The sequence below is a fragment of the Amycolatopsis sp. NPDC049252 genome (assembly GCF_043197175.1).
Classification (GTDB): Bacteria; Actinomycetota; Actinomycetes; order Mycobacteriales; family Pseudonocardiaceae; genus Amycolatopsis.
Map to the genome: position 1 here is coordinate 20,895 of NZ_JBICSQ010000062.1, position 13,227 is coordinate 34,121.

Genomic DNA, 13,227 nt, shown 5'->3' on the forward strand with positions numbered 1-13,227 from the left:
TCAGGCGGTCGCGCCGCCGTCGACCACCAGGTCGTGGCCGACCGTGAACCCCGCCTCGTCCGAAGCCAGCCACAGCACCGCTGCGGCCACTTCGGCGGTGGCACCCACCCGGCCCAGCGGAATCGCGGACTTGAGCCGCTCGGCGCGGTCCGCATCCGTCTCGCCGGGCCGCAACGACATCTCGGTGTCCGTCGCACCCGGGCTGACGGCGTTCACGCGGACGCCCTCGGCGATGTGGTCGCGCGCCGCGGTGCGGGTCAGCACGCTCACCGCGGCCTTCGACGCGGCGTAGGCCGCCATGCCGGGGAGCCGGCCGTGCGAGCCGATGTTCGACGCCATGTTGACGATCGCGCCACCGCCGTGCGCCCGCATGTGGGCGATTTCGTGCTTCATGCACAGCCAGGTGCCGGTGAGGTTGGTGCCGACCACCGCGTCGAAGACGTCCTCGCGCAGATCGCCGGTGGCCGCCGGTTCGCCGAGGATGCCGGCGTTGTTGAACGCGACGTCCAGTGCGCCGTGCCGCGCGACGACCGTCTCGACCATGCGCGCGACGTCCGCGGAGTCGGTGACGTCCGCGACGATCGCGCTGGCCGAGCTACCGATCTCCTGTACCGCCGAGGCGAGCCGCTGCTCGTCGCGCCCGGCGACGACCACGGTCGCGCCTTCGTCGGCGAACGCGCGTGCCGTCGCCCGTCCGATGCCCGAGCTGCCGCCCGTCACCAGGACGACCTTGCCTGCGAACCGTGCCCCCATTGAGTGCCTTCTTTCTGGTCCGATCATTCTTGAATGAGTACGCGCATCGCCTGCGAGACGGCCGCCTTCAGCCGGCTCGCCGCGTCCGTGCCCTTGCCCAGGACACGCAGGCCCTGAAGCACGGTGAGCAGGAACCGGGCGAGGGTCGCCGGGTCGCTGTCGCCGGGTAGTTCGTCCTGGGCCTTCGCGCGTTCCAGCGCCATCGTGAGCGCCACCTCGAGGGTGTCCCAGCTGCGCTCGACGACTCGCGCGACCTCCGGATCGCGGGGGAGGAGCTCGATGGCCGCGTTGACGACGAAGCAGCCGATGGGACCCGCTTCGCCCAGGATGTCCGCCACGTAGCCGTCGAGGAGCCCGCGCACGGCGGGCACCCCGGGGCCGGGCCGGGAAAGCTCGGCCATGACACGCGCGTCCGTCTGCTCGGCGTAGCGCTTCAATGCCGTGACGTAGAGGTCGTGCTTCGTGCCGAACGTCGCGTACAGGCTCGCCTTCGCAACGCCGAGGTGTGTGACGAGGTCGCTGACCGACGTCGCCTCGTAGCCCTGTCGCCGGAAGAGCGCCAAGGCGGCGTCACAGGCTTCGTCGACGTCGAACTCCTTGACCCGGGACATGATCAAAACCCTAGCGTCATCGAGAACGATCGGTCAAATATGCAGGCGGCGGTGTGTCGTGTCCGGTGACGCCGTGTGCGGTGGCACTATGGCTGCTCTGACCGGCCTGAGGGGGTGCGCGATGCAGGATCCGCCACAGCTGACACTGCCGCCGACGGTCGTCGCCACCCATCTGCGTGCGTGCGCCGAGGAACTCGCCGCGGGCCTGCGCTGCGGCGGCCCGGGCGCCACCACGGCCGAGCTCACCGACGTCGTCGCGCAGCTGGTCGCCGGGCAGGAGGCCATCTCCCACGCGCTGGCCGGGCTCGCCCGCCGCGTCGAGACCGGTTCGGAGGCGCTCGCCGCGGCACCGCCGCTGGACGTCGAGGTGGTCGCCGAGGTGCTGCGCGAGGCGGCCATCGCGGCCCGCTGCTCGGCCGAGGCGCTCGACGAGGTCACCCCGTCGTTCGAATGCGTGAGCGAATCCGTCGCGCCCGACACCCGTTTGTAGCTGTCGTCCCGCAAGCTCGCCCGCCTAGCCTGGAGCTGCGGAGGTGGCTCCTATGCGGGCGGTGTGGACGGGCACGATCGGGTTCGGCAGTTACGCCATTCCGGTGAAGGCGTACAGCGCGACCGAGGAGCACGAGATCCCGCTGCACCAGGTGCACCGCACCGACGGCGGCCGCGTCCGGGTCAAGCGCGTCTGCGAGGTCGACGGCGCCGAGGTGCCGCCCGAGCAGATGGTCCGCGGCTATCCGGTCCCCGGTGGTGACGTCGTGCTGCTGTCGGACCACGAGCTCGCGTCACTGCCGATGCCCGGCCGCACGATCGACATCCGCGGCTTCGCGCCGCTGGCCGACGTCGACCCGATCTGGTTCGCGAAGAGCTACTTCCTCGAGCCCGAGCCGGCCGGGACGAAGCCGTACGTGCTGTTCAGCGAGGCCCTGCAGCAGTCGGGCCGGATCGCGCTGGTCACGGTGGCGCTGCGCCGCCGTGAGGTGCTCGGCGCGCTGCGGGTGCGCGACCAGGTGCTCGTCCTGGAAACGATGTTGTGGCCGGACGAGGTGCGCACGCCGGACTTCCCGTTCCGGCACGCCGACGTCGACATCCGGCCCGGCGAGCTGCGGCGCGCGGTGAGCCTGGTCGAGGAGCTGACCGGCGAGTTCGACCCCGGCCGCTACCCCGACCGTTACCGCGAGGCCCTCGACGCGTTGATCCGGTCGAAGATCGACGGCGCCGAGGTCGTCCAGCCGACGGCCGCCGAGCAGTCCGAGGGCGTCACCCGGTTGCTGGCGGCGTTGCAGGAGAGCGCGGCCGAGGCGGAGGACGAGCGCACCGCGGCCGTCACGAAGGCGCGCGCTGCCGCGGCTCGCGCGGCGAAGGCGCGTACGACGGCGAAGCGGGCTGCGTCGCGCAGCCGCTCGAAGACGTCTTGAGTAGTACTACCCATGGGTAATTGAGGGTTCTCCCACTGCTGGTGGCCGCCGCGCCGCGGCAGACTTCCTCCTGCCAGCGGATGCCGGAACCGCTGGTGAGGGGGTCGGGACGGCCCCTGGGGAGGTGTGCCGTCCAGACACCAGGGGTTCCGGGGCGGGCCGAGGGAGGAGCGGTCCGTTCCCGGGACCCGCACCGCGGGGAGGCGGTGCGAAAAGGGGGTGTCTTGAAGGCTGCCGCGGAGGGGACGAGGGGTCTCCGCGGCAGCTTTCAAGCGTCCGCCACGCGCATCATCAGTTCCGACGCCAGCCTCAGCAGCTGCCGCTCGGTCGGGGACAGCGTCGACTCCATGGCCGCCGCCAGCCAGCGTTCCCGCTGGATGCTGTACTCCCGCAGCACCGCCAGGCCGGCCGGGGTGATGCGGATCAGCGAGCGGCGCCCGTCGTCCGGGTCGGGGGTGCGGGTGACCAGCTCGCGTTCGGTCACCCACGCCAGGATCCGGGTCAGCGACTGCGGCTGCAGCCGTTCCGCCGCCGCCAGCTCCGACGGCGTGTGCGTGCCCGCCCGGTACAGCCTGCTCAGCACCGCCAGCACCGCCGGGCCCGGGCCGCCCAGGTCGCGCTCGGCACGCATCCGCCAGTTCAACCGCCCGACGCCCTCGCGCACCTGCCGCGCCAGGTCGGCCAGCTCGGGGTCCGCGCTGACCGGTGACGCGACGTCGGAATCGGGGTGCATGCGCCCAGATTAGGCGGTTCCGCGCACCAACCGGGCGTAGCGGCCGTCGCGCGCCAGCAGCTCCTCGTGCGTCCCCCGCTCCACGATCCGGCCCTCGTGCAGCACCACGATCTGGTCGGCGTGCTCCACAGTGGACAGCCGGTGCGCGATCGTCAGCGTCGTGCGGCCGGTGGCGAGGCGGTCCAGCTCGGCCTGCACCGACCGCTCGGTGCGGTTGTCGAGCGCGCTGGTCGCCTCGTCGAGGATCAGCACCGGCGGGTTGCGCAGCAGGATCCGCGCGATCGCCATCCGCTGCTTCTCGCCGCCGGAGAAGCGGTACCCGCGCTGGCCGACGACCGTGTCGTACCCCTCGGGCAGCCCGGCCAGGGTGTCGTGGATGTGCGCGGCCTTCGCGGCCGCTTCGATCTCCTCGTCGGTCGCGTCCGGCTTCGCGAAGCGCAGGTTCTCCCGCACGGTGTCGTGGAACAGGTAGGTCTCCTGCGACACCATCCCGACGCCCGCGGCCAGCGACGCCAGGGTGACGTCGCGGATGTCGGTGCCGTCGATCTCCACCGAGCCGGACGTCACCTTGTACAGCCGCGCCACGAGGTACGCGAGCGTCGTCTTGCCCGAGCCGGTCGAGCCGACGAGCGCCGTGGTCGTCCCCGCCGGGACGTCGAGGTCGATGTCCTTCAGCGTGAGCGGGCCGTCTTCGTCGTAGCGGAAGGAGACGCCGCGCATCGAGACGTCGCCGCGCCGCACGTCCAGCACGCCGGCGTCCGGCTTGTCGCTGATCTCGACGCGCAGGTCGAGCACCTCGAAGATCCGGCCGAACAGGGCCTTGGACGTCGCCACGTTCTGCCCGATCGTCTGCATCGCGCTGGCCGGCGCGACCAGCCGGTTGAGCATGCTGGTGAACGCCACGACGGTGCCGAGCGAGATCGGCGACGCGCCGCCCGCGAGGGCCAGCCCGGCGATCCAGTAGACCAGCGCCGGGATGACCGTGAGGCTCATCGCCCGCGACGCGGTCTGCCACCGCCCGGCCAGCGCGGCGGCGCGCTCCAGCGACGCGATCTCGCGCGATTCGTCGCCGAAGCGCTCCCGCATCGCCCGCTCGTTGCCCATCGTCTTGGCGAGCAGGACGCCGGTGACCGAAAGGGACTCCTCGACCATCGTCGTCAGCCGGGCCATCCGCCGGGTCCGGCCGCGGGCCAGCGTTCGCCGCTTCTTGCCCAGCCGGAGCGTGAACAGCAGGAACAGCGGGACGACGATCAGCGACAGCGCCGCGAGCTGCCAGTCCAGCGCGATCAGGGCGACCGTGATGGCGATCGTCGTGGTGGCGTTCTGCACCATCGACCCGGCGGTCGTGGTAATGACGTTGTCGACACCGCCGATGTCGTTGAACACCCGCGAGAGGACTTCGCCGCTCTTCGTCCGGGTGAAGAAGCCGAGCGACATCCGCTGCAGGTGGCCGTAGACCGACACGCGCAGCTCGTTCATCACGCGCTGGCCGATGGTGTTGGACAGCCCGGTCGTCGCGACGCCGAGCGAGCCGCTGCCGACCGCGCAGACGATCATCCCCGCCGCCAGGAGGCTGATCAGCAGCGTGTCGCGGTGCGGGAGCGCGTCGTCGAGGATCTCGCGAAGGAGGAACGGCGAGACGACGCCGAGCCCGGCCTGCAGGACGATCAGCGCGAACAGTGCGGCGAGGGGCCCGCGGTGCGGGCGGAAGAGGCCGGCGATCCGCCGCAGCGGGACCGGTTCGTCGGCGTCGGAGGCCGGTTCGGCGAGCGACGGCCGGGCTCTGGTCGCAGAAGTCATACGCACATGTTTACCGAATCCGTCTCGGTCGACCAGTGAATTTCGGAAGTTAAAGCCAATTTTAGGGACGGCTCGTGCGCAAGGTAGTACGCCTATGTGTACTAATCGCGTGCGCGACTTTCGCGTACCCGCGAGGTGGGAGACCCGGAGCGACTACTCTGGGAGAGGCCGGCCTGGTCCGGCGCGCCACTCTCGACCCAGCTGGAGCGTGCACACCCGTGTTCGACACCCTGTCCGATCGGCTCACCGCCGCCCTTCAGACGCTCACGCGCAAGGGCAGGCTGTCCGACGCCGACATCGACGCCACCGCGCGCGAGATCCGCATCGCGCTGCTGGAGGCGGACGTCGCCCTCGGCGTGGTCAAGACCTTCATCGCGAGGATCAAGGAACGGGCGAAGGGCGCCGAGGTCTCCCAGGCGCTCAACCCCGCGCAGCAGGTCGTCAAGATCGTCAACGAGGAGCTCGTCGGGATCCTCGGCGGCGAGACCCGGCGGCTCAACCTAGCGAAGACCCCGCCGACCGTGATCATGCTCGCCGGCCTTCAAGGCGCCGGTAAGACGACGCTGGCCGGCAAGCTCGCGATGTGGCTGAAGAAGCAGGGCCACGCGCCGCTGCTGGTCGCCTGCGACCTCCAGCGCCCCAACGCCGTCACGCAGCTGCAGGTGGTCGGGGAGCGCGCCGGCGTCACGACCTTCGCGCCCGAGCCGGGCAACGGCGTCGGCGACCCGGTCGACGTCGCCCGCCGCGCCATCGCCGAGGCGAAGCACGCGCAGTACGACGTGGTCGTCGTCGACACCGCGGGCCGCCTGGGCGTCGACGAAGAGCTGATGAAGCAGGCCGCGGACATCCGCGACGCCGTGCAGCCGGACGAGACGCTGTTCGTCGTCGACGCGATGATCGGCCAGGACGCCGTGACCACGGCCGAGGCGTTCCGCGACGGCGTCGGCTTCACCGGTGTCGTGCTCACCAAGCTCGACGGTGACGCCCGCGGTGGTGCCGCGCTGTCGGTCCGCGAGGTCACCGGCCAGCCGATCCTCTTCGCCTCCAACGGCGAGAAGCTCGAGGACTTCGACACCTTCCACCCGGACCGGATGGCGTCGCGGATCCTCGGCATGGGCGACATGCTGACCCTGATCGAGCAGGCCGAGCAGGCCTTCGACCAGGACCAGGCCGAGAAGGCCGCCGCGAAGCTGTCCAGCGGCCAGCTCACCCTGGAGGACTTCCTCGAGCAGATGCTCGCGGTCCGCAAGATGGGCCCGATCGGCAACCTGCTCGGCATGCTGCCCGGTGCCGGCCAGATGAAGGACCAGCTGGCCCAGGTCGACGACAAGCACCTGGACAAGCTGCAGGCGATCATCCGCGGCATGACCCCGGCCGAGCGCGACGACCCGAAGATGATCAACGGCTCGCGCCGCCTGCGCATCGCCAACGGCTCCGGCGTCTCCGTGCGCGAGGTCAACGACCTGGTCAACCGGTTCTTCGAGGCCCGCAAGATGATGGCCCAGATGGCCGGCCGGTTCGGCTTCGGCGGCGGGGGCGGCGGCTCCAAGTCGCGCAAGGGCAAGAAGGGCAAGAAGGGCCGCGGCCCCACGCAGCCCAAGGTCCGCGGCGGCTTCCCCGGCGGCATGCCGATGCTGCCCCCGGGTGGTCAGCTGCCGGGCGGCATGCCCGACCTGTCCAAGCTCGGCGGGATGAACGACGTCCCGGGCTTCGACCCGTCGAAGTTCAAGCTGCCGAAGAACCCCAAGGACAATTGAGCACCGCGCTCCACGCCGCCGGGGTGATCCTGCCCGGCGGCGAGTCCGGGGAACTCTGGATCACCGGCGGCCGGATCTCGTTCGAGCCGGTGCCCGGCGCCGAGACGCTCGCCCGTGACGTCTTCCTGGTGCCCGGGCTGGTCGACGCGCACTGCCACCCCGGCATCGGCGTCGGCGGGCCCGTTTCGCTCGAAGAGGCCGAGGCCCAGGCCGTCACCGACCGCGACGCGGGCACGCTGCTGATCCGCGACTGCGGCCTGCCGATCGACGTCCGGCCGTTGCAGCGGCGGGCCGACCTGCCGACGATCATCCGCGCCGGGCAGCACCTCGCGCTGACCAAGCGCTACATCCCGGGCCTGGGCATCGAGCTGGACGATCCTTCGCAGCTGCCGGCCGCCGTCGCCGAGCAGGCGAAGGACGGCGACGGCTGGGTCAAGCTGGTCGGCGACTGGATCGACCGCGGTGTGGGCGACCTCGCGCCGCTGTGGCCGGACGACGTCCTCGCCGAAGCCGTCGAGGTCGCGCACGAGCACGGCGCCCGCGTCACGGCGCACGTGTTCGGCGAGGCCGCGCTGCCGGGACTGATCGCGTCCGGCATCGACTGCCTGGAGCACGGCACCGGCCTGAGCGCCAACCAGCTGTCCGAGCTGGCCCGCCACGACGTCGCGCTGGTGCCGACGCTGATCAACATCGAGAACTTCCCGGGCATCGCGGACAAGGCCGGCAGGTACCCGGCGTACGCGGACCACATGCGCGCGCTGCACGCCGGCGTCGGCGAGATGGTCGCCGCGGCCATCGAAGCGGGCGTCCGCGTCTTCGCGGGCAGCGACGCGGGCGGCATGGTCGAGCACGGCAGGCTCGTCGACGAGATCGAGGCGCTGCACGGCGCGGGCATGACCCGGGAGCAGGCCCTCGCGAGCGCGTCCTGGGCCGCCCGCGACTGGCTCGGCCACCCCGGCATCGCCGACGGCGCGCCCGCGGACCTGCTCGTCTACGCGAGCGATCCGCGCGAGGACCTGGGCGTTCTGCGGCACCCGGAGCACATCGTGCTCGGCGGCGTCGTGTACGCGTGACCCCCGCCGTTTTCCTTGCGGGAGCGGCACTTTAGCGTTGGACCTGTGACGGACGACGACGGCGCACGGCGCGTACTGGGGGCGCATTGGTGTTTCGTGGCGTTCTTCGCCGGGATCGCCGGCTACTACCTGATCAACCTGATCATCGCGGCGGCGGTCAACCGCAACGTCGGCGAGTTCGACCCTCTCGAGCTGCGGGACATCGGCCCGCTCCTGCTGCTGGCCTTCGTGCCCAACCTGCTGCTCGGCCTCGGCCCGGCCGCCGGCTCCTGGCTCTGGGGCCACGGCCTGCGCGCCGACTTCGGGCTCACGCCGACCTGGCGCGACGTCCGGATCGGCCTCGCCTGCGGCGCCCTCGCGCTCGTCGTCGGCTACGGGCTCAACCTGGTGCTGATCGCGGTCTACGGCGCCGACGACGTCTCCGACAGCCCGCTCACCGACCTCGCCGACACCTTCGACGGCGACACGGTCTGGCTCGTGCTGGCCGCGGTGATCGTCATCGCCGGCGCCCCACTGACCGAGGAGCTGCTGGTCCGCGGCACGCTCTGGAAAGCCCTGTCGTTCCACCGGATCCCGCCCTGGGCGGTGCTCGTGCTCACCGCGCTCGTGTTCGCCCAGCTGCACGGCGAGCCGACGCGCACGATCGCGCTGTTCGGCCAGGGCATCGCGATCGGGCTGGCCCGGCACCTGTCCGGCCGGGTGAGCGCCGGGGTGATCGCGCACGCGGCCAACAACCTGCCGCCCGCGGTGCTGCTGTTCGTCGCGCACTGAGACACGCACTGAGTGCTTGCGAAGATCGTGGACAGTAGTTGGACGGATACTGTGCGATCACATTCCGGCCGCTAGGCTCGGGGCAGGAGCCGAGCGACCCGCGGAGGGCAGGCGTGACCACTTCCCAGCCTCGGGAGCCCCTTCCCGACGCACTGCCGCCCCCCGACGACCCTGCTGTGCCCGCCGGGCCCGAAGCGTTCCTGGCGCCGGCGCCCGCGCACCGCTGGGGGTTCGGGGCGTTCCTGCTCGTCGAAGTGGTCCTGCTGGCCTCGGCCGCGTTCGTGTCCGTGCTGGTCGGCGACACCGGCCCCGGCCCGCTGCCGATCCGCGTCGTGCTGCTGGGCACGATGCTGCCGACGATGATCGCGGCCGCCGTCGCGGTGCTGGTCACCTACGTGCGCGGCAACGGGCCGATCGTCGACCTGCGGATCGAGTGGCGCTGGGCCGACGTGCGCGTCGGCTTCAAGTACGGCTGCATCGGCCTGGTCTTCACGACCGTCGCCGCCTACCTCTGGACGCGGCTGGTCGGCGACGCCAACGCGACGTCCGCGATCAGCGCCCTGGTCGAGGACCGGCAGATGTCGGTGTCGGCGGCCGTGGTGATGTTCGTCTACCTCTGGCTGCTCGGCCCGATCTGCGAGGAGGTCATCTACCGCGGCCTGCTCTGGGGCGCGGCCGAACGGCTGCAGTGGCGCAGCGAGCGCTGGGGCCGCGTCGCCGCGTTCCTGCTCTCGACGGCGGTCTTCGCGGCCAGCCACCTCGAGCCGCTGCGGACCACCCTGCTGCTGGTCATCGCGGTGCCGATCGGGCTGGCGCGGCTCGTCACCGGGCGGCTGCCGGCGAGCATCGTCGCGCACCAGGTGAACAACTTCCTCCCGGCGCTCACCATCCTGCTCGGGGCGCTGGGCGTGGCCTCTTTCTGAGGCCACTTTCAGGGGCGCCGGACCCCGTCTGGCAGAATGGTGCACTGCCTGCTTCCGCCGGACCCTCTCACCGCGCGAAAGCTGTGACCTTCGGGTGCCCGCTTCCGTGTCCCCACTCGGACCGCGTGCGCCCACCCCAGCACCAGAGAGATTTGAGGAGTACCCACACCCGTGGCCGTCAAGATCAAGCTGCAGCGCCTCGGCAAGATCCGTGCGCCGTACTACCGCATCATCGTCGCCGACGCGCGCACCCGCCGGGACGGCAAGGCCATCGAGACGATCGGCAAGTACCACCCGAAGGAGGAGCCGAGCCTCATCGAGGTCGTCTCCGAGCGTGCCCAGTACTGGCTGGGTGTCGGCGCGCAGCCGACCGAGCCGGTCCAGCGTCTCCTCGAGATCACCGGTGACTGGCAGAAGTACAAGGGCCTGCCGGGCACCGAGGGCACCCTGAAGGTCGCCGAGCCGAAGTCGTCCAAGCAGGACCTGTTCAACGCCGCACTGGCCGCGGCCGGCGAGGAGCCCTCCACCGAGGCCACCACGCCGAAGAAGAAGTCCGCCCCCAAGAAGGCCGAGGCCGAGAAGGCCGAAGCCACCGAGGGTGAGAAGGCCGAGTGAGCTTTCTGGCTGACTCCCTCGAGCACCTGGTGCGCGGGATCGTCGACAACCCGGACGAGGTCCGGGTCGAGCTGCTGACCACGCGCCGTGGCCGCACGCTCGAGGTGCACGTGCACCCCGACGACCTCGGCAAGGTGATCGGCCGGGGCGGACGCACCGCGACCGCCCTGCGCACCGTCATGGGCGGCATCGGTGGCCGCGGCGTCCGCGTGGACGTCGTCGACACCGACCGCTGATCCAGACCTTTCAGAGAACGGTCAGATGGACGTCGTAGCAGGCCGCATCGCCAAGGCGCACGGAATCCGCGGGGAACTCGCGGTGGACGTGCGCACGGATTCGCCGGAAGAGCGGTTCAAGGTCGGTGCGGTCGTCACGACGAAGCTGCGCGACGGCAGCAAAAGGGATCTCACCATCGCAGCCGCCCGCGAACACAGCGGGCGGCTGCTGGTGCGTTTCGAGGAGGTCCTGACCCGCGACGTCGCCGAGACGCTGCGCGGCGCCCTCCTGCTCGTCGACACCGACGCGCTGCCGCCGACGACCGACCCCGACGAGTTCTACGACCACGAGCTGGCCGGCCTGCGGGCCGAGCTGCTCGACGGGACCGTCGTCGGCAAGGTCGTCGAGGTCGTCCACTCGCCCGCGGGCGAGCTCCTCGAGCTCGACGTCGACGGCCGTGACGTGCTGGTCCCGTTCGTCCGGGCGATCGTCCCCACGGTGGACGTCGCGGGCGGGCGTGTCGTGCTGGACCCGCCGGAAGGGCTTCTGGACGCCGAATGAGGAAGGCTCTCTGCGTGGCCGCCGCTCTGCTGGTTGCCACGTTCGCCGCACCGCCCGCGCAGGCCGCGAGCCCGGTCTACGGCGACTTCTCGATGATGTTCCAGCGCAGCGCCGGCCAGTTCGCGCCGCCGGGGGAGAAGGCCTACCAGTGGGCGTGGTCGCCGCAGTCGGCCACCGAATCGCGGATCTCCTGGGGTGACCCGGTCGCCTGGCCCCCGTCGTACGCGGAGCACTTCGTCCGCGACGGCGACTGGGTGCTGCTCGACGGCTGGGACGACAACGGTACGTACTACACCGAACGCGTCACCAGCGAGTCGATCTGCCAGAGCGGCAGCTGCACACCGCTGCCCCCACACGGGGGACGGCAGCACTACGTCCGGTGGACCGTGCCGCCCTCCGACTACCAGCTGAGCGCCGAGGGCACCGTCACCGAGCGGGGCAGCGGCCGGAGCTTCCGGTTCAAGCACGTCCAGACCTGGCACGCGCCCGCGCCGTGCGGCTCGGCGAAGTTCGGCACGCGGACGTGCATCACGCAGAGCGAGTCCTGGTCGTCCGACCAGAACCTGCCCGCCGGCTCGCCGATCCGCGAGACGCTGCGCCGGGACATCAGGATCGCGCAGGGGCTCGGCATGGCCTTCACGATCGACCAGCAGGTCGAGTCGCCCTGGCACGCCGAGGCCACCGAATACTGGAACTGGTGACCGCTTGCGGATCGACGTCGTCACGATCTTCCCCGAGTACCTCGACCCCTTGCGCGCCGCGCTGCTGGGCCGGGCGATCGACCGCGGCCTGATCGAGGTCGGCGTGCACGACCTGCGCGAATGGACCCACGACGTCCACCGCGCGGTCGACGACGCGCCGTACGGCGGCGGCCCCGGCATGGTCATGAAGCCGCAGATCTGGGGCCCGGCGCTGGACGACGTCTGCCGTCCGGAGACCCGGCTGGTCGTGCCGACGCCGGCCGGGCGGCCCTTCACGCAGGAGCTCGCGCACGCGTACGCCGAGGAGAAGCACCTGGTCTTCGCGTGTGGCCGGTACGAGGGCATCGACCAGCGCGTCGTCGACGACGCCGCCCGACGGATGCCGGTGGACGAGGTGTCGATCGGCGACTACGTCCTGGTCGGCGGCGAGGCGGCGGTGCTCGTCATGGTCGAGGCCGTCGTCCGGCTGCTGCCCGGGGTGCTCGGCAACGTCCGCTCGGCCGCCGAGGACTCGTTCTCCGACGGCCTGCTCGAGGGGCCCAGCTACACGCGTCCCGAGGTCTGGCGGGACCTGGCCGTGCCCGACGTGCTGCGGTCCGGCAACCACGCCCTGATCGACCGCTGGCGGCGCGACCAGGCCCTGGAGCGCACCGCCCGCCGGCGCCCCGATCTTCTGGCCCGGCTGCCGGAAGGTAGCCTCGACAAGCACGATCGCGGGGTCCTGGAGGGCTTGGATCCCGAGCAGGCGCGGGGGCCGGTGCTTCCGCCGGAACCCGGTCTGTAATACTTGACAGGTTGGCGTGAGTGGACTTCCTCGTTCACGAGCCCGCCATCAGCCCCCTGGGTCGCCCGCAGCGGCATCGTTGCGCGCCCGGGGACTTGTACGCAAGCCATACGAAGACGAGGACGGACCACCGATGAACACCCTGGACGCGCTGGACAAGCAGTCGCTGCGTTCCGACATCCCGGCCTTCCGCCCGGGCGACACGCTCAAGGTGCACGTCCGCGTCATCGAGGGCAACCGTGAGCGCAACCAGGTCTTCCAGGGCGTCGTGATCCGCCGTCAGGGCGGCGGCATCCGGGAGACCTTCACCGTGCGCAAGGTCTCCTTCGGTGTCGGCGTGGAGCGCACCTTCCCGGTGCACTCGCCGAACGTGGCCGAGGTCGAGGTCCACAAGCGCGGCGACGTGCGGCGCGCGAAGCTGTACTACTTGCGCGACCTGCGCGGCAAGAAGGCCAAGATCAAGGAGCGCCGCGAGAACCGCGAGACGGCTTCGGCTAACTGAGCCATCACCCGG

At 71.3% G+C, this 13,227-nt stretch carries 16 protein-coding genes; 12 read left to right on the forward strand and 4 right to left on the reverse strand.

All coding sequences use genetic code 11. The annotated features are described in order from the left end of the window. On the reverse strand, positions 1-753 hold the full coding sequence (locus ACGFMK_RS37370; RefSeq protein WP_392773665.1) for a glucose 1-dehydrogenase: 753 nt from the start codon (positions 751-753) through the stop codon (positions 1-3). 23 nt (positions 754-776) lie between these two features. Next, positions 777-1,364: a TetR/AcrR family transcriptional regulator gene (locus ACGFMK_RS37375; RefSeq protein WP_392773667.1), complete on the reverse strand. Its 588-nt coding sequence runs from the start codon at positions 1,362-1,364 to the stop codon at positions 777-779. A gap of 121 nt (positions 1,365-1,485) precedes the next feature. Here ACGFMK_RS37375 and ACGFMK_RS37380 point away from each other — a divergent pair, with 121 nt between their 5' ends. Beyond that, positions 1,486-1,854, forward strand: coding sequence for a hypothetical protein (locus ACGFMK_RS37380; RefSeq protein WP_392773668.1), 369 nt, complete (start codon positions 1,486-1,488; stop codon positions 1,852-1,854). 52 nt (positions 1,855-1,906) lie between these two features. Beyond that, complete coding sequence (locus tag ACGFMK_RS37385; RefSeq protein WP_392773670.1) at positions 1,907-2,779, forward strand: Ku protein; 873 nt, start codon at positions 1,907-1,909, stop codon at positions 2,777-2,779. 268 nt (positions 2,780-3,047) lie between these two features. Here ACGFMK_RS37385 and ACGFMK_RS37390 read toward each other — a convergent pair whose 3' ends face one another. Together ACGFMK_RS37390 and ACGFMK_RS37395 are read right to left on the reverse strand one after the other, a co-directional pair. Next, positions 3,048-3,512, reverse strand: a complete 465-nt coding sequence (locus ACGFMK_RS37390) for a MarR family winged helix-turn-helix transcriptional regulator (protein WP_392773672.1) — start codon at positions 3,510-3,512, stop codon at positions 3,048-3,050. A gap of 9 nt (positions 3,513-3,521) precedes the next feature. Continuing rightward, positions 3,522-5,312 carry an ABC transporter ATP-binding protein gene (locus ACGFMK_RS37395; protein WP_392773673.1) on the reverse strand — a complete coding sequence of 597 codons (1,791 nt, stop codon included), beginning with the start codon at positions 5,310-5,312 and terminating at the stop codon, positions 3,522-3,524. Between the two features lie 218 nt (positions 5,313-5,530). Between ACGFMK_RS37395 and ffh the strand changes: the two genes are divergently transcribed. The 10 genes from ffh (at position 5,531) to rplS (ending at position 13,215) form a co-directional block, all read left to right on the forward strand. Continuing rightward, positions 5,531-7,069 (forward strand): signal recognition particle protein, encoded by a 1,539-nt coding sequence (gene ffh / locus ACGFMK_RS37400; RefSeq protein ID WP_392773675.1) that lies wholly within the window; start codon positions 5,531-5,533, stop codon positions 7,067-7,069. Next, a complete protein-coding gene (locus ACGFMK_RS37405) occupies positions 7,066-8,142 on the forward strand; it encodes an amidohydrolase family protein (RefSeq protein ID WP_392773677.1) in 1,077 nt (358 codons plus the stop codon). Before ffh ends, ACGFMK_RS37405 begins: the two co-directional genes overlap by 4 nt. A gap of 45 nt (positions 8,143-8,187) precedes the next feature. Then, a complete protein-coding gene (locus ACGFMK_RS37410) occupies positions 8,188-8,913 on the forward strand; it encodes a CPBP family intramembrane glutamic endopeptidase (protein ID WP_392773679.1) in 726 nt (241 codons plus the stop codon). 113 nt (positions 8,914-9,026) lie between these two features. Next, complete coding sequence (locus ACGFMK_RS37415) at positions 9,027-9,836, forward strand: CPBP family intramembrane glutamic endopeptidase (RefSeq protein ID WP_392773680.1); 810 nt, start codon at positions 9,027-9,029, stop codon at positions 9,834-9,836. Between the two features lie 171 nt (positions 9,837-10,007). Further along, the gene (gene rpsP, locus ACGFMK_RS37420) at positions 10,008-10,451 is read left to right on the forward strand and encodes a 30S ribosomal protein S16 (RefSeq protein ID WP_392773682.1); all 444 of its coding nucleotides are present in this window, start codon (positions 10,008-10,010) and stop codon (positions 10,449-10,451) included. Further along, positions 10,448-10,687, forward strand: a complete 240-nt coding sequence (locus tag ACGFMK_RS37425) for an RNA-binding protein (RefSeq protein WP_003103110.1) — start codon at positions 10,448-10,450, stop codon at positions 10,685-10,687. Before rpsP ends, ACGFMK_RS37425 begins: the two co-directional genes overlap by 4 nt. A 25-nt stretch (positions 10,688-10,712) precedes the next feature. Then, positions 10,713-11,228 (forward strand): ribosome maturation factor RimM, encoded by a 516-nt coding sequence (rimM, locus tag ACGFMK_RS37430; protein ID WP_323335435.1) that lies wholly within the window; start codon positions 10,713-10,715, stop codon positions 11,226-11,228. Continuing rightward, positions 11,225-11,929: a hypothetical protein gene (locus ACGFMK_RS37435; RefSeq protein WP_392773685.1), complete on the forward strand. Its 705-nt coding sequence runs from the start codon at positions 11,225-11,227 to the stop codon at positions 11,927-11,929. Before rimM ends, ACGFMK_RS37435 begins: the two co-directional genes overlap by 4 nt. 4 nt (positions 11,930-11,933) lie before the next feature. Further along, a complete protein-coding gene (gene trmD / locus ACGFMK_RS37440) occupies positions 11,934-12,713 on the forward strand; it encodes a tRNA (guanosine(37)-N1)-methyltransferase TrmD (RefSeq protein WP_392773687.1) in 780 nt (259 codons plus the stop codon). A 133-nt stretch (positions 12,714-12,846) separates the two neighbouring features. Beyond that, on the forward strand, positions 12,847-13,215 hold the full coding sequence (gene rplS / locus ACGFMK_RS37445; RefSeq protein WP_155545319.1) for a 50S ribosomal protein L19: 369 nt from the start codon (positions 12,847-12,849) through the stop codon (positions 13,213-13,215). The last annotated feature ends 12 nt before the right edge of the window (positions 13,216-13,227 follow it).

Coding starts and splice junctions, on each gene's coding strand:
- ACGFMK_RS37435 (WP_392773685.1), top strand. CDS start 11,225: ATGAGGAAGGCTCTCTGCGTGGCCGCCGCTCTGCTGGTTGCCACGTTC.
- ACGFMK_RS37395 (WP_392773673.1), bottom strand. CDS start 5,312: ATGACTTCTGCGACCAGAGCCCGGCCGTCGCTCGCCGAACCGGCCTCC.
- rplS (WP_155545319.1), top strand. CDS start 12,847: ATGAACACCCTGGACGCGCTGGACAAGCAGTCGCTGCGTTCCGACATC.
- ACGFMK_RS37370 (WP_392773665.1), bottom strand. CDS start 753: ATGGGGGCACGGTTCGCAGGCAAGGTCGTCCTGGTGACGGGCGGCAGC.
- ACGFMK_RS37385 (WP_392773670.1), top strand. CDS start 1,907: ATGCGGGCGGTGTGGACGGGCACGATCGGGTTCGGCAGTTACGCCATT.
- ACGFMK_RS37390 (WP_392773672.1), bottom strand. CDS start 3,512: ATGCACCCCGATTCCGACGTCGCGTCACCGGTCAGCGCGGACCCCGAG.
- ACGFMK_RS37380 (WP_392773668.1), top strand. CDS start 1,486: ATGCAGGATCCGCCACAGCTGACACTGCCGCCGACGGTCGTCGCCACC.
- ACGFMK_RS37375 (WP_392773667.1), bottom strand. CDS start 1,364: ATGTCCCGGGTCAAGGAGTTCGACGTCGACGAAGCCTGTGACGCCGCC.
- rimM (WP_323335435.1), top strand. CDS start 10,713: ATGGACGTCGTAGCAGGCCGCATCGCCAAGGCGCACGGAATCCGCGGG.